This window comes from Ruminococcus sp. 1001136sp1 (assembly GCF_039841815.1).
Classification (GTDB): domain Bacteria; phylum Bacillota; class Clostridia; order Lachnospirales; family Lachnospiraceae; genus Blautia_A; species Blautia_A faecis.
Genome location: NZ_JBDPGY010000038.1, coordinates 1 through 13,881, shown reverse-complemented (window position 1 = coordinate 13,881; position 13,881 = coordinate 1). Strand labels below are relative to the sequence as shown.

At 39.9% G+C, this 13,881-nt stretch carries 16 protein-coding genes and 1 pseudogene; 14 read left to right on the top strand and 3 right to left on the bottom strand.

Going from position 1 to position 13,881, the window contains the following annotated elements; all coding sequences use genetic code 11:
- Window positions 1–137 precede the first annotated feature (137 nt).
- From ABHC48_RS19845 to ABHC48_RS19835, 3 genes are all read left to right on the top strand, one after another.
- Window positions 138–284, top strand: coding sequence for a hypothetical protein (locus ABHC48_RS19845; RefSeq protein WP_243284614.1), 147 nt, complete (start codon window positions 138–140; stop codon window positions 282–284).
- Between the two features lie 144 nt (window positions 285–428).
- Window positions 429–746 (top strand): type II toxin-antitoxin system MqsR family toxin, encoded by a 318-nt coding sequence (locus tag ABHC48_RS19840; RefSeq protein WP_173742824.1) that lies wholly within the window; start codon window positions 429–431, stop codon window positions 744–746.
- Between the two features lie 25 nt (window positions 747–771).
- Window positions 772–1,815 (top strand): type II TA system antitoxin MqsA family protein, encoded by a 1,044-nt coding sequence (locus tag ABHC48_RS19835; RefSeq protein ID WP_195700435.1) that lies wholly within the window; start codon window positions 772–774, stop codon window positions 1,813–1,815.
- 146 nt (window positions 1,816–1,961) lie between these two features.
- On the opposite strand, the gene ABHC48_RS19830 is transcribed toward ABHC48_RS19835, so the two are convergent.
- Both ABHC48_RS19830 and ABHC48_RS19825 read right to left on the bottom strand, forming a co-directional pair.
- Window positions 1,962–3,047, bottom strand: coding sequence for an NAD-dependent epimerase/dehydratase family protein (locus tag ABHC48_RS19830; protein WP_195700436.1), 1,086 nt, complete (start codon window positions 3,045–3,047; stop codon window positions 1,962–1,964).
- A gap of 15 nt (window positions 3,048–3,062) precedes the next feature.
- Window positions 3,063–4,550 (bottom strand): nucleotide sugar dehydrogenase, encoded by a 1,488-nt coding sequence (locus ABHC48_RS19825; RefSeq protein WP_195700437.1) that lies wholly within the window; start codon window positions 4,548–4,550, stop codon window positions 3,063–3,065.
- 316 nt (window positions 4,551–4,866) lie between these two features.
- Here ABHC48_RS19825 and ABHC48_RS19820 point away from each other — a divergent pair, with 316 nt between their 5' ends.
- From ABHC48_RS19820 to ABHC48_RS19790, 7 genes and pseudogenes are all read left to right on the top strand, one after another.
- Window positions 4,867–6,003, top strand: a complete 1,137-nt coding sequence (locus tag ABHC48_RS19820; RefSeq protein ID WP_195700438.1) for a toll/interleukin-1 receptor domain-containing protein — start codon at window positions 4,867–4,869, stop codon at window positions 6,001–6,003.
- Between the two features lie 104 nt (window positions 6,004–6,107).
- The gene (locus ABHC48_RS19815; RefSeq protein ID WP_195700439.1) at window positions 6,108–6,425 is read left to right on the top strand and encodes a hypothetical protein; all 318 of its coding nucleotides are present in this window, start codon (window positions 6,108–6,110) and stop codon (window positions 6,423–6,425) included.
- Window positions 6,413–6,529, top strand: a pseudogene (locus ABHC48_RS19810) (VOC family protein); the annotation flags it as partial. The gene ABHC48_RS19815 and the pseudogene ABHC48_RS19810, both read left to right, overlap by 13 nt.
- A gap of 13 nt (window positions 6,530–6,542) precedes the next feature.
- Window positions 6,543–6,806 (top strand): hypothetical protein, encoded by a 264-nt coding sequence (locus tag ABHC48_RS19805; protein ID WP_195700440.1) that lies wholly within the window; start codon window positions 6,543–6,545, stop codon window positions 6,804–6,806.
- Between the two features lie 70 nt (window positions 6,807–6,876).
- Entirely contained in the window at window positions 6,877–7,254 is a 378-nt protein-coding gene (locus ABHC48_RS19800) for a hypothetical protein (protein ID WP_195700441.1), read from the top strand.
- Entirely contained in the window at window positions 7,143–8,162 is a 1,020-nt protein-coding gene (locus ABHC48_RS19795; protein WP_195700442.1) for a methyltransferase domain-containing protein, read from the top strand. Before ABHC48_RS19800 ends, ABHC48_RS19795 begins: the two co-directional genes overlap by 112 nt.
- Window positions 8,163–8,282: 120 nt before the next feature.
- The gene (locus ABHC48_RS19790; protein WP_195700443.1) at window positions 8,283–9,263 is read left to right on the top strand and encodes a hypothetical protein; all 981 of its coding nucleotides are present in this window, start codon (window positions 8,283–8,285) and stop codon (window positions 9,261–9,263) included.
- Window positions 9,264–9,377: 114 nt separating this feature from the next.
- Here the strand turns inward: ABHC48_RS19790 and ABHC48_RS19785 are convergent, their stop codons facing one another.
- A complete protein-coding gene (locus ABHC48_RS19785; protein WP_118584275.1) occupies window positions 9,378–9,611 on the bottom strand; it encodes a hypothetical protein in 234 nt (77 codons plus the stop codon).
- Between the two features lie 203 nt (window positions 9,612–9,814).
- Between ABHC48_RS19785 and ABHC48_RS19780 the strand changes: the two genes are divergently transcribed.
- From ABHC48_RS19780 to hisF, 4 genes are all read left to right on the top strand, one after another.
- Complete coding sequence (locus tag ABHC48_RS19780) at window positions 9,815–10,492, top strand: response regulator transcription factor (RefSeq protein WP_118584277.1); 678 nt, start codon at window positions 9,815–9,817, stop codon at window positions 10,490–10,492.
- On the top strand, window positions 10,492–12,009 hold the full coding sequence (locus ABHC48_RS19775) for a HAMP domain-containing sensor histidine kinase (RefSeq protein ID WP_173770362.1): 1,518 nt from the start codon (window positions 10,492–10,494) through the stop codon (window positions 12,007–12,009). Before ABHC48_RS19780 ends, ABHC48_RS19775 begins: the two co-directional genes overlap by 1 nt.
- 309 nt (window positions 12,010–12,318) lie before the next feature.
- Window positions 12,319–12,936 (top strand): imidazole glycerol phosphate synthase subunit HisH, encoded by a 618-nt coding sequence (gene hisH, locus ABHC48_RS19770; RefSeq protein WP_118584280.1) that lies wholly within the window; start codon window positions 12,319–12,321, stop codon window positions 12,934–12,936.
- 2 nt (window positions 12,937–12,938) lie between these two features.
- Window positions 12,939–13,697 (top strand): imidazole glycerol phosphate synthase subunit HisF, encoded by a 759-nt coding sequence (gene hisF / locus ABHC48_RS19765; protein WP_173717557.1) that lies wholly within the window; start codon window positions 12,939–12,941, stop codon window positions 13,695–13,697.
- The last annotated feature ends 184 nt before the right edge of the window (window positions 13,698–13,881 follow it).

The following is a 13,881-nucleotide window of genomic DNA, read 5'->3' as shown; positions in this document are numbered from 1 at the left end:
TATCAAGCGGAGTGTAGTAAAAATCTATTTACTATCATTATGAGTTTAAAAACGTAGACAGTAAAGCTACCCAAGATCTAAGCGCTTACAATTATCTTACAGTTCCGGCAGCAATCCGGGAACTGGAAAAGATTGAGATGACACGCCAGCTGGATAAGGTGTACCGGCTTGATCATGCAGTGACCAAAACACAGAAAGTGATCTTAAGTGCTTTTGGCATGGATTGGAATTATGTGAAATACCGTGCGGAACATATCAGCAAAATCTTGACAACTATCAATTGATAGTATATACTATCAATAAGAAAAAGAAGGGAGGGAGTAGCTACGAATAGCAATTCAAGAATTGACTCCAAAGAATCTGTAGAGCAGTTTCTTAGTGAGTTAAAGGCGATATTAGAATCAGATACATTTGAAATTAAACGGGATTTGGATATTCTTCCTAAAAAGAAAAAGGAAAGTGCAACAGATCCCTATACAACAGCAAATACAATGGCAGCTTTAGAGTTTGATGCGAATGATGTATGTGAAGAACTTAAAGCAATCACTGTAAAAGATTATGCTGAGACGATGTTTGATGATAGAAATGCGGCAGCTCCGCCTTTCTTTGTGTTCTATAGGAATATTCAGACAAAAGATGTGTATATTAAAGTAAAAATTAGGGATAAGGCGACTGGAAAAGTATTTTGTGTTTCTTTCCATTTTGTCCGCTATCCTAAGCCTAGCCCATTGCCATATGAGGGTTAAATTTTTGTGAGAGGAGGACTCCAAAATGAAGGACAATTATTTGGTCGAGAAAGTTGAAAGAGATTGCCCTCTCTGCGACAAAGTTCACTTTGTAGAAAAAAGAAAGAGAATTGGCGAAATGCTGATCAAAAATGAGATTACCTCTTATGAGGAGGTTTACTTCTTTTGCCCGGAGAGCGTCGATTATGAAGAAGATGAGTTTGTATCTGCAGATTTAATGGATCAGAATCTTCAGAGTGCGAGAAATGCATATCGAAAAAATCATGGACTGCTTACATCTTATGAGATTGCAGAAATTCGAGGATTATATGGAATGAGCCAGGCGGATTTGGCCATCTTACTAGGATGGGGAGAAGTTACCATCACAAGGTATGAAACAAAATCAATTCAGGATGAGACCTATGATCAGCTGATTCGAATGGTAAAGGATGATCCGTATTATGCACTTGAGAGATTGAAAAAACAGCGTGAAAAGTTCTCAAATGAAAAGTATGAGACATTGCGAAGGGCAATCCAGCATAGAATAGAGACAATCGGCATTGAACAGTTAAACAGAAAAACCATTGAAAATCGCTATGCGGAATACGATGAACCTTGTGAGTTTAATGGATATCAGGTATTGGATTTAAACAAACTTGGAGCAACGATGGCATTTTTTGCACAGTATTGTGAAAATTTATATAAAGTAAAATTGATGAAGATGCTTTGGTATGCAGACGCATTGGCTTATAAACAGAGAGGTCGAGCAATAACCGGATTGGTTTATCAGCATCAAAAATATGGAGCATTACCTATCGCAAACTCAGAAATTATTTATCTTCCACAATTGACAGTAGAAGAAATAGAGAGAGAGGAAGGGGTAAGTTTTCACATTCAGGCGAAAGCAGGAGTGGCTTTAGATGCATTGACACCAGAAGAAATAGATATTATCTATAAGGTGGCTAATAAATTTAAGAATTCTAGGACAAATGATCTCGTTGAGTATATGCACGCAGAAGATGCCTATCAGGAAACACTTATGCAGCAAATCATACCATTTTCATTATGTGCCACATTGAAAGAATTCTAAAAGGCAGATTTTATTGAATCGGTTTATGGATGGATCGGCAGCTCCTTGGAAGGATGAAATCCTTAATTCCCCCACTCTTCAACTTTGAGTGGGGGAATTAAGAATGTTCGTAGGAGCGAAAGCTTCAGAGTTACAAACTGAAAAGCTTACACATTATAAAATATCTTATACCATTCAGCGAATTTTCGAAGTCCATCTCTTAAGCTGGTACAGGGTTTGAAACCAAAATCACGTTCCAGCGCTGTTGTGTCTGCATAGGTTACCGGCACATCACCTGGCTGCATTGGTACCAGCTCTTTGTGAGCTTCGAAGTCATAATCAGCCGGAAGAACTTCTGCGCGGATCAGCTCCTGCTGGAGAATATCTACGAAATCCAGAAGGTTTTCGGGATTGCTGTTGCCGATATTGTATACGGCATATGGTGGAAGTGGAAGTCCATCCTCGCCGTTTTTCTTTTCCGGTGCACCTTGCATCACCCTTTTTACCCCTTCTACAATGTCATCTACGTAAGTGAAATCCCGCTTGCAGTTTCCATAATTAAATATCTGAATTGTCTGACCGTTTAACAGCTTGTTTGTGAATCCGAAATATGCCATATCAGGTCTTCCTGCAGGCCCATACACTGTGAAGAAACGAAGTCCTGTAGATGGAATGTTATACAGCTTGGAGTATGCGTGAGCCATAAGCTCATTGGATTTCTTAGTTGCAGCATACAGGGACACCGGATTGTCTACCTTATCATCTGTAGAGTATGGGATTTTTTTATTGGTTCCGTAAACAGAAGAAGAGGAGGCATATACAAGGTGCTCTACTCCGGAAGCGCCATTGTCATAGGAGTGGCGGCAGGCTTCCAGAATGTTGTAAAAGCCGATCATGTTGGACTGGATGTATGCGTCCGGATTGGTAATGGAGTAACGAACGCCGGCCTGTGCTCCAAGATTTACCACAACAGCCGGTTTGTGATCTGCGAAAATCCGGTCAATGACTGCTTTGTCAGAGAGATCTCCTTTATAAAAGCGATAAGTGGAGTCTGTGTGTTCGGCAGCACATTTTTCGATTTCAGCAAGTCTCCATTCCTTGATGGAAACATCATAATAATCATTCATGTTATCCAATCCCACAATGTTGATGGGAGACTGGGTTCTGAGAAGCTCCAGTACCAGGTTGCTGCCGATGAAGCCGGCAGAACCGGTGATGAAAACAGTTTTATTTTTTAAATTGATTTTTTGCATTTCGCTGCCTCCTGATCAGTCACGGCAAAAAATGTCGCGGGTATATACTTTGTCTTTTACATCATCCAGCACAGTGCTGTAACGGTTGGCAATAATGGCCTGGGAAATTGCCTTAAACTCATTTAAATCACCGATAACACGGCTGCCATAGAAAGTAGATCCGGCAGGAAGTGTTGGCTCATAGATCACCACAGTGGCACCCTTCGCTTTGATTCGCTTCATAACTCCCTGAATGGAGGACTGGCGGAAGTTGTCGGAATTGGATTTCATGGTGAGGCGGTATACGCCAACGATGACTTCTTTTTCTTTATTGATATCCCAATCGCTGTTCGCTTCATATGCGCCTGCAATTTCCAGAACACGGTCTGCAATGAAGTCCTTTCTTGTACGGTTACTTTCCACAATGGCAGACATCATATTCTGTGGTACATCCTGGAAATTAGCCAATAACTGCTTGGTGTCCTTCGGGAGGCAGTAGCCGCCATATCCAAAGCTCGGATTGTTATAATGGGTACCGATTCGCGGATCCAGGCATACACCATTGATGATTTCCTGTGTATTCAGCCCCTTGGATTCTGCGTAAGTGTCCAGCTCATTGAAGTAGGAGACACGAAGTGCAAGATAAGTATTTGCAAAAAGCTTCACAGCCTCGGCTTCTGTAAATCCCATAAATAAGGTGTCAATGTTCTCCTTAATCGCACCCTGCTGAAGGAGAGCTGCAAAGATGTGCGCTTTTTCAGCAGAATCTTCGTCACAGGAGACGATAATACGGGATGGATAAAGATTATCATACAGAGCCTTGGATTCGCGGAGAAATTCCGGGCTGAAGATGATATTCCTGGTATTGTAACGGCTGCGCACCTGCTTCGTATAGCCTACCGGAATTGTGGATTTAATGATCATGGTTGCATCCGGATTCACCTTCAGTACCAGTTCAATAACAGCCTCCACTGCTGAGCAGTCGAAGAAATTCTTCTTACTATCATAATTGGTGGGTGCAGCGATGATGACGAAATCGGCATCCCGATATGCAGCTTCTCCATCTGTGGTAGCTGTCAGATCCAGTTCTTTTTCTGCAAGGTATTTTTCAATATATTCATCCTGAATCGGAGATTTCTTATGATTGATCAGCTCTACCTTTTCCGGAATGATATCTACGGCAGTAACATGGTTATGCTGTGCAAGCAGAGTGGCCAGAGAAAGTCCAACATAGCCGGTACCTGCTACTGCAATATTATATTTTTTATTAACAGACACAGGGCTGCCAGATGGCTCTGCCTTCGCCGCCGCTTCTTCTACAAAAAGGTCTGTAACCTCGAAGCCCAGTACCTCACCGAGAGTCTGAAGCTGTTCTACGGAAGGCATGAATTCTTTATTTTCTGCCCGTCCGATCATGGAGCGGTTAATACCGGTTATCTCTGCAAGTGCAGATTGGGAAAGATTTTTCTCTTTTCTTTTTGCAGAGATGGTCTCTGCCATAAGTTCTTTTGATATTTTTTTCATTTGATCACCTGTTTAAATACGAATGCTATTTTAAATAGCATGATTGGTTAAGAGGTTTCTTTAAAACTGCTATTGATAATAACATAAGAAGAAAAATAAAGCAATACAGATATAGAATAAAAGTTAAAATTCTATTTAAAATAGCAATTCCGAAATTTGTAATATTGATGGTGTAGGTTGTTTGTGAAAAAGTTTTATGGAGAAACATTAACCTGTTAAATTGTATACAAGTATAGTATAATATAGCGTAAGGATAAAGTGAAAAGCGAGGAAAATAGGGAATTATTAAGTACGAAAGTAAAGGGGGATTTGTAGTATGGATAAACCTATAATTTTTTTTAGTCATTCTTCAAAAGATAAAGATTTGATATATTCAATAAAGAATAAATTGGATGCGGCTACCGGGGGAGTTATAGATATTTTTATGTCCAGTGATGGACAAAGCATTCCCTTTGGTACGAACTGGATACATAAAATTGAAGAAGGGTTACAAGCGGCACGGATTATGTTCGTTTTTATAACTGAGAATTCAATTTCATCTGGATGGATCTATTTTGAAACCGGATATGCATATTCAAAAGGAATACAGGTTATCCCGGTTGGAATAGGAGTAGATATAGGGGGATTAAAAGCGCCATTGAATTTATTGCAGGGATTTAATGTTTCTTCAGAGGATAGCTTGAATAATTTTATTACAATCATAAATAGAGCCTTTGATTATCATTTTCCGAATGTTTTTGCACATGATGATTATTTGGAAGTTATAAGCAAAGTTTCCACGGAGTCTTTTAATATATCCAGATTCGAGGGATTAATTGATAAAATTGAATGTGAGATATATGGAGTGGAGAAAGATGATGATAAAAAGAAAGAATACGATTTAGACAAATTTTTTGAATCTGTAATCGAACATTTAAACAGTCAAAAAATTAGTTTCTCAAGGGAAGATCAATATCTTGGCGATGAGAGATGTAGCTGTTTGGTTATGGGTGGAATAAAAATGATATATCGACGCGAAAACAAGAGAGATGATGGAATTATAAGAATTACAGATGATCGTGCAAAGATCAAAATTTATGTATCTGCTTACAATTTTCTTAATGCATTTGGTTTATTAAAAGAATTATTGCAGTTATTAGAAGAAAGAGAGCATAATTACGTATGGCTGCATTTGAAAAAATTGTATAGTTATATAGTAGCAGATGAAGATCGCTCATCAATTATGTCGAAGCATCCAGAGTTTAATATGGATGAATCAAATGTTGGAGGCTACAGGTGCAATGAGTTAGGGCTTAGCTTTTATATTTTTGATACTGCCGATATATATGTGAAAAACCATATACCTGAAATGGTGGCTTCGGTTGTATTTGACTGTAAAGATACGAGAGCAGAGAGTATTGTTGAATTAATAGAGAAATTGTATGATATTGGGGTAATTGTTGATAGGGATTAATGGAAGCAATTGTTGATCGACTCGACGAGAATTACCATGAAATCAATTTTTATAAATGTCAAACAATTCACCTGAGCAATTTCTATGCGGGGAGATATATAAGTATGAGTGAAGAAAAAAATAACGGCATAAATCAGTATTGTAAGGAGATTCGTATTCAGGCTCGGGTACTGCTTCTTTTATCAATATCAATAGGTGTAGTTGGAGTTGCGTTATTTGTACTGTGTATTAACAGCAGCATACAGGAAAATAAAGTGCATGTTTCAATTGTTGTGTTTGGCATGATTTGTGGAATTGTGATGCAATTAGTAGCTGGCAAGTTCAAAGAGGCATTTAAGTGCGCTGAAAATAAGTTGATTGAAGAGAGTGGCGATAATGATAATTTAATGAAAAAATATGACATAGGACCAAAGAACTGGTAGCGGTCGGAATTGAATGTGAGCCGATTCGGGTTGACAATTATACCGGCAAGAAGATGACTTTCTTTCATGACCCAGACGGTCTGCCGTTGGAACTGCACGAGTAAAGAGGTTTTGCGTATGAGTTTTCTTGATATTCCAGAAGATAAAGTATTAAAATATCTGAACTACTTGTTGTTTGCACACACAGAAAATTACTTCGTTTCCAAAAGCGTGAAACAAGAAATAGAAAATAGTGATGCTCTTCAAAAACTAAGCCAAGAGGCCGATGGATTGCCAACGATGGGATATCTCAATTGTGACAATGATTTTGGCGTAGGATATACTCCGGTTAGTATGGATGAAATTCCTGATTTCTTGGATAGCAAATGGGCTGTGGTTTAATGACAGTATTGCTCCCATCCCAACACAGTGCTATATTTAAACAACTATAAAAGGAAAGAGGTTATCACCTATGCCCAGAACAAAAGGCAGCAAAAACCGTCCCAAAACTAATATCACCAAAGACTACGCATCCCAGATCACAGAGAAGCAGGAATCTATTGTTTCCCTGACTGCTGAGATCGCAGCTATCGCCGCAAACATTGATACTTTGAAGGCTGACCTGAAAGAGAAGAAGACTGCTCTGAAGAAGGCCGCAGAAGAAGCTAAGAAGGCTGAAGCCATGACAGGATATAGAGTGAGGTCTAGCCCAGAAACAGTCGCCTGTATGAAAATGTTATGCAAGAAATGTTGGGAGATGATCAAAAGGCAATATCATCACTTTTTCGCTCTTTGGAAGAGTGGGAATATTGTAATTTTGTTGCGGAGTATTTTTCCAACCCTACAGTAATAGAAAAAGCCAGTGATACGGATGAACAGGCTGTTAAACTGGCAACTGTTTGTGCGAAAATGTCCGTTAATAATGTAAGAATTCTGGATGGGGGTGGCGGAGCTGGAAGACTTGGAAAATGCTTGAAACTTATTGCAAGTAAAAATGAAACTATGCCCAGATACCGATATGAAATATATGAACCTTTTGTGAAGAATTCCACGCGGGATCAGGAATTTGCAACCTATAGTGAAGTGAAACAGATTGCTGGGAAATATGAATTTGTTGTTTTGATGAATGTTTTACACGAAATAGGTGTACGGAAATGGGCAGAGATATTTAGCCAGATTCGAGGCTGCCTGAAGGATGACGGCTACTTAATATTTGCAGAAGCAAAGAACTTGCAAATCGGAGAACAGCCTTATTGCGAAAATGGTTATCTGGTATTAGGAGAAAAGGAGATTAGAGAACTGCTTAAGCCATATAAAAATGCTGATAGAATCTGTGCGTTACATATGGAAACAGGTAGAGAAGATAAATCTGAGTTTCTTATGATACCGGCCGATGAAATTAGGAAAATAACGGAAGCAAAAATAAGAAAGGCGTTAGAATGTTTAAAGTGTGAAATGTTTCAAAAGTTGAAAGTGATGGATAAGGAGCGAATTGCCTGCGTCCAAAATGATAGACAGCCATCCTTCACATATCGCAAATATGCTTTTGTGGCGCAGCAATATGTGAATGTGTCGATGGGTCTGGAGAATGAATTTACATTTAACAACGCGATGCCTTCCAATACAAGAATTAACAGGACGAAGTATGTAAATGTGTCTAATGATTCCAAGGCGGCGCAGAAAAATGAAAATAATTTGATTAATAATATGGGAAATTTTTTTAATATTAAATTGTCTGGCTGGGAGGATGAAAAGTAGTGGGCAAAGCAACCTGTTGACAGAAGCAAAAGGTGTTCTTATAATTGAAATGAGAGTTGGAAAAATCCAAAAGTTGTGAATCTATTGAAAAGAATTTGATTATACGGAGAAAGGTCAAACATGAAAAAAAGAACAGCTTATATTGGCATTTCATACCCATTATTATACGATTATAAACATCAGGCGGGAAGAAGTTCTAATGATATGCGTGATTCGCCTAATCCAATTATTGAAAGCCCATTGGGACTTATGATATTTTATGATGAAATTATATTTTTATGTAGAAGCGTATGCCCAGAGAATATGCGTAATTTGCCGTATGTTAAATATGTTGATGAATTGTACTCAGATTTTTGCTTCGAAAGAATTCAAAATTGTGTGCAGGAAACTCAAAATATCATTATAAACAGTAGAAATTTATCTTATAATGTAGTTAAGAAAGCATTAAACATACACTGGGATGGGGTGGATATACATACTCACAGTTTGAAAATTGGGGATATAATAATTGCCGCACAATCAAATGAGAAAACGTTTCTTTTTGATTTATATGTATTTCAGGCATTACAGGAATTATACGATCCGAATATAGAATTGGTTGCGAATAGCAAGTATACGGTAGGCGCGCTAAATAATGGTACTAAGATGGAATTTATAGATAAAATAATCATACCTGGGGTGCCTAATTATATTGGATATTCTGGCCCGTATCATGAGTGTATGGAAGAATTAAGAGAAAACAAGTATTTAAAAGACTTTCGACGTTGGATTTTAGAAGAACATAATAATATACAAAAATCAGAAATAGAAGAAATGTGTAATGCTGTTGAAAAAAATATTGAGGAAGCAGAAAAGAACATTTTTAAACAATATTTAGAGAATAATAGTGAAGTCTCGTTTTTTAAATCAACTGCAATAAAAACATTAAAAACTGCAGCTGGACTTGTTTGCAGTCCTATATCAATTATAGATACGTTTATGGGAACTATGGCTGATGGGAAAAAAGTTCTTGATGTAAAAAATGAAAGATGGCAGGGCTTTGTTATAGAATCTAGGGATATTATTAAGAATATTGGTAAAGATTCATGTGAACTTCCATAATAAAGTGCAACTCAAGTAAATCGTACGGATTGAGAAGACCCTGAAAATACTGAAATTTCAGAAAATGTGAAAATCAGTCAGGGCCCCCTTTGGGGAGTCCCTGACTAAATGCAGCTATTCCTCAAATTCCGCAATCACCACATACCCACTAAGCGGAGCCTTTTCCACACTTACAATGGTTCCTTCCTTTGCCTTGATTCTCTGTGAGTTCGGATAGCAGCCGGACATTGCTACAGCAGGCTCAATGATATAGCTGTAGTTCATGTAGGACTGATATTCTGTGATCTGAATCTTATCTCCTGGTTTCACCAGTCCCGGACGCTCCATTTTAAAACTTTCCTGACGCATGTGAATTCCCTCTTTTCAAAAATGGATTTATATTTTACACTGTACTTAGCTTAGCATAGCACAAAACAGAAAAAAAGTCATCTGTAAGAAAATGTGCTGACGTTCACAAAATCATCATAAGCCTGTGCTAAGATACAGGTAAATCGTACAAAAAGGTAAAAACCATGCGATAAATGAGGTTGACCAAAAAGGGAGGACAAGATATGGATACATTAAAAATCCTTGTAGTGGATGATGAAAGCCGAATGAGAAAGCTTGTAAAAGACTTTTTAACAAAGAAGAATTTCCAGGTTCTGGAGGCCGGAGACGGCGAGGAAGCTATGGATATATTTTATAAAGAGAAAGATATTGCCCTGATCATCCTGGATGTAATGATGCCAAAGATGGACGGCTGGGAAGTATGCCGTGAGGTGCGCAAGAATTCCAAAGTGCCGATCATTATGCTGACAGCAAGAGGAGATGAGCGTGATGAGCTTCTTGGTTTTGACCTGGGTGTGGATGAGTATATTTCCAAGCCATTCAGCCCGAAGATCTTGGTAGCCAGAGTAGAAGCTATCCTTCGCCGTACCGGACAGACCGGAGCGGAAGATGTGCTCAGCGCAGGGGGAATTGTGATCGATAAGGCTGCCCATCTTGCAACAGTCGATGACAAGCCTATGGATCTTAGCTTTAAGGAATTTGAGCTTCTTACTTACTTTTTGGAAAATCAGGGAATTGCTCTTTCCAGGGAAAAAATCCTTAATTCTGTTTGGAATTATGATTATTTCGGAGATGCCAGAACCATTGACACACATGTGAAGAAATTAAGAAGTAAAATGGGGGATAAAGGTGAGTACATCAAGACCGTATGGGGAATGGGTTACAAGTTTGAGGTAGAGTGATGAAGAAATCAAAGAAGCCAAAGAAAATCCGCTCCATAAAGCACCAGATCACGTTTACATTTATAGGTCTTTTATTCCTTTCCATTCTCACGATTTCCATGATCAACGGAGCATTTCTGGAAAAATATTATGTGTCAAAAAAGACGGAAACTCTTCTGGAAGCAAGGGAAGTGCTGAGTCAGATCAACACGGATTCTATGACAGAGGACGATGTGGAAAGCGAGCAGGAAGAATTGTCTTCTGAGATCATTCAGGAAAGCTCCAGGAATAATCTGACCTGGGTGGTTGTCAATGAGGATAATACGAAATATCTGTGCTGGCCGGAGAATGAAGATCAGCTGAGAAGCAAGTTGTTTTTTGGCTATGCCAGTGATCTTGATATGGATAACGGAAAAGGCACAATTCTGAAACAGACAGATAACTGTGTGGTTCAGCAGGTACATGACCGTTTCGTTGGCATGGATTATGTAGAGTGCTGGGGAAAGTTTGACAACGGCAATTATTTCCTGATCCGAAGCCCTCTGGAAAGTATCCAGGAAAGCGCAAATATTTCCAATAAGTTTTATTTCTTTGTAGGAATTGTCATTATTGTTATAAGTGGAATGTGTATTATGGCAGTAACCAGAAAGCTGACCAGACCTATTTCCGAGCTGACGGAGCTTTCCCGTAAGATGACAGATCTTGATTTTGAAGCCAGATATAAAAGCAAGGCCGGCAATGAAATTGATGTGCTGGGAGATAATTTTAACAAGATGTCCAGTCAGCTGGAGCATACCATTTCCGAGCTGAAATCTGCAAACAATGAGCTGCAGAAGGATATTGAGAATAAGGTGAAAATCGATGAAATGCGAAAAGAGTTTCTGGATAATGTTTCCCATGAGCTGAAGACACCCATTGCTCTTGTGCAGGGGTATGCAGAAGGTCTGAAGGAGAACATTAATGATGATCCGGAAAGCATGGATTTTTACTGTGACGTCATTATTGATGAAGCTGCCAAGATGAATAAGCTGGTAAAGAATCTTCTTACGCTGAATCAGCTGGAATCCGGAAAAGACGCAGCTGTTATGGAGCGTTTTGACCTGACTGCATTGATCAAAGGCGTTCTTTCCACCATGGATATCATGATCAGGCAGAAAGAAGCCCGGGTGATTTTTAATGAGACAGAGCCTCTTTATGTCTGGGCAGATGAGTTTAAGACAGAAGAAGTTGTGACGAATTATGTAAGCAATGCCCTGCATCATCTGGATGGAGAAAAAATCGTGGAGATCAAAGTCCAGAAACAGGAAGACAGAGTGAAAGTAACGGTATTTAATACCGGAACCCCAATCCCGGAAGCCGATCTCCCGAATCTGTGGAACAAGTTCTACAAGGTAGACAAAGCACGCACCAGAGAGTATGGCGGAAGCGGAATCGGACTTTCTATTGTAAAGGCTATTATGGAAGGTATGAATCAGCAGTACGGTGTTCAGAACTTTGATAACGGGGTGGAATTCTGGTTTACCCTGGATCGGAAATAAAGTAAAAATAGTCAATCTTCAGGCTGGAAATCTGGTGCTTGAAAGAGAAGATAATTGTAATTTTTCATAAAAAAAACAGTGTTAATCTGGAAAGACAATACAAACTAACAAAACAGGCGGCAGCATGGAATTAGCTCTTTGCAACCGCCTGTTTTTGCGTTATACTGTAAGAATATGAAAGTGTATGTTCAGCAATATTGTGCTTTGGGAAGGCAGTATTTGCTGATTAAAAGCATTTATATGATGGCAGAAAATGCTGCACACAATAGACGCAGTATTGACGAAAAACAGACAACAGGAGGAGCCCGAATGATAGCAATAATTGACTATGATGCAGGCAATATAAAAAGTGTGGAAAAAGCCCTTCATTACCTTGGAGAGGAAACTGTAGTTTCCAGAGATCCTCAGGTATTACTGAGTGCAGATAAAGTAATTCTTCCAGGTGTTGGAAGCTTTGGAGATGCCATGAATAATCTGAATAAATTCGGACTTGTTCCTGTGATCCGGGAGCTTACAGAGAAAGGAACTCCATTCCTTGGAATCTGTCTGGGTCTGCAGCTCCTTTTCGAATCCAGTGACGAAACTCCGGGAGTGGAGGGACTTGGAATTTTGAAAGGTAAGATCGTGAAGATTCCCCCGGCTCCTGGACTTAAAATTCCTCACATGGGATGGAATTCTCTTCACCTTCAGAATGATGGTCGCCTGTTTAAAGGAATTCCGGAAGAGACTTACGTCTACTTTGTTCATTCCTACTACCTTCAGGCAAAAGAACCTGAAATCGTGAAGGCGACTGCGCAGTATGGCGTAACTATTCATGCCTCCGTTGAAAAGGACAACATATTTGCCTGCCAGTTCCACCCGGAGAAGAGCAGCAAGTACGGTCTGAAAATACTGGAGAATTTTGCGAAGCTTGGAAAGGAGGCATGATCATGTTTACAAAGCGAATTATTCCCTGTCTGGATGTAAATAATGGACGAGTAGTGAAAGGTGTTAATTTCGTAGACCTGAAGGATGCTGGAGATCCTGTGGAAATTGCGAAAGCATACGACGCAGCAGGAGCAGATGAAGTGGTATTTCTTGACATTACAGCCTCCTGTGAACAGCGTGACACAGTAGTAGATATGGTGCGAAAAGTTGCAGCCAACGTATTCATTCCATTTACAGTTGGCGGCGGGATCCGTACTGTAGATGATTTCCGGAAGCTGCTCCGCGAAGGTGCAGACAAGATTTCTGTAAACTCCGCAGCCATTGACCGTCCGGAATTAATCCGTGAGGCAGCAGATAAATTCGGCAGCCAGTGTGTAGTAGTTGCCATTGACGCTAAGCGTCGTCCTGACGGCGGCTGGAACATCTATAAGCATGGCGGTCGTTTGGATACAGGCATTGATGCCATTGAGTGGGCGAAGAAAGCAGAAGCCCTTGGTGCAGGAGAAATCCTCCTTACCAGCATGGACTGTGATGGTACCAAGGCTGGCTACGACATCCCATTAACCCGCGCAGTATCTGATGCCGTATCCATCCCGGTCATCGCTTCCGGTGGTGCCGGTACCCTGGAACACTTCTACGAAGGCCTTACCGACGGCGGTGCCGATGCAGTTCTGGCAGCTTCCCTGTTCCACTATAAAGAACTGGAAATTTCTCAGGTGAAGGATTACCTGGCTGAAAAAGGTGTTCCGGTAAGACGATAGAATATTAAAATTGCTATTTAATGTGTTGGTCGTTATTCCGGACGCGATTTCACAATGTATATTCACCGCCGCACGTCGCAACGTTCCGGCAAGCTAATGACTAACTACGACTAAGACGCTCAGGAAAGCCTTCGCGCCTAAGTCTCCGTAAGTCATGGATCTCGCCTCCACTAAAACCGCTCCT

Coding starts and splice junctions, on each gene's coding strand:
- ABHC48_RS19785 (WP_118584275.1), bottom strand. CDS start 9,611: ATGCGTCAGGAAAGTTTTAAAATGGAGCGTCCGGGACTGGTGAAACCA.
- ABHC48_RS19845 (WP_243284614.1), top strand. CDS start 138: ATGACACGCCAGCTGGATAAGGTGTACCGGCTTGATCATGCAGTGACC.
- ABHC48_RS19790 (WP_195700443.1), top strand. CDS start 8,283: ATGAAAAAAAGAACAGCTTATATTGGCATTTCATACCCATTATTATAC.
- ABHC48_RS19835 (WP_195700435.1), top strand. CDS start 772: ATGAAGGACAATTATTTGGTCGAGAAAGTTGAAAGAGATTGCCCTCTC.
- ABHC48_RS19800 (WP_195700441.1), top strand. CDS start 6,877: ATGCCCAGAACAAAAGGCAGCAAAAACCGTCCCAAAACTAATATCACC.
- hisF (WP_173717557.1), top strand. CDS start 12,939: ATGTTTACAAAGCGAATTATTCCCTGTCTGGATGTAAATAATGGACGA.
- ABHC48_RS19795 (WP_195700442.1), top strand. CDS start 7,143: ATGCAAGAAATGTTGGGAGATGATCAAAAGGCAATATCATCACTTTTT.
- hisH (WP_118584280.1), top strand. CDS start 12,319: ATGATAGCAATAATTGACTATGATGCAGGCAATATAAAAAGTGTGGAA.
- ABHC48_RS19780 (WP_118584277.1), top strand. CDS start 9,815: ATGGATACATTAAAAATCCTTGTAGTGGATGATGAAAGCCGAATGAGA.
- ABHC48_RS19830 (WP_195700436.1), bottom strand. CDS start 3,047: ATGCAAAAAATCAATTTAAAAAATAAAACTGTTTTCATCACCGGTTCT.
- ABHC48_RS19820 (WP_195700438.1), top strand. CDS start 4,867: ATGGATAAACCTATAATTTTTTTTAGTCATTCTTCAAAAGATAAAGAT.
- ABHC48_RS19775 (WP_173770362.1), top strand. CDS start 10,492: ATGAAGAAATCAAAGAAGCCAAAGAAAATCCGCTCCATAAAGCACCAG.
- ABHC48_RS19815 (WP_195700439.1), top strand. CDS start 6,108: ATGAGTGAAGAAAAAAATAACGGCATAAATCAGTATTGTAAGGAGATT.
- ABHC48_RS19805 (WP_195700440.1), top strand. CDS start 6,543: ATGAGTTTTCTTGATATTCCAGAAGATAAAGTATTAAAATATCTGAAC.
- ABHC48_RS19825 (WP_195700437.1), bottom strand. CDS start 4,550: ATGAAAAAAATATCAAAAGAACTTATGGCAGAGACCATCTCTGCAAAA.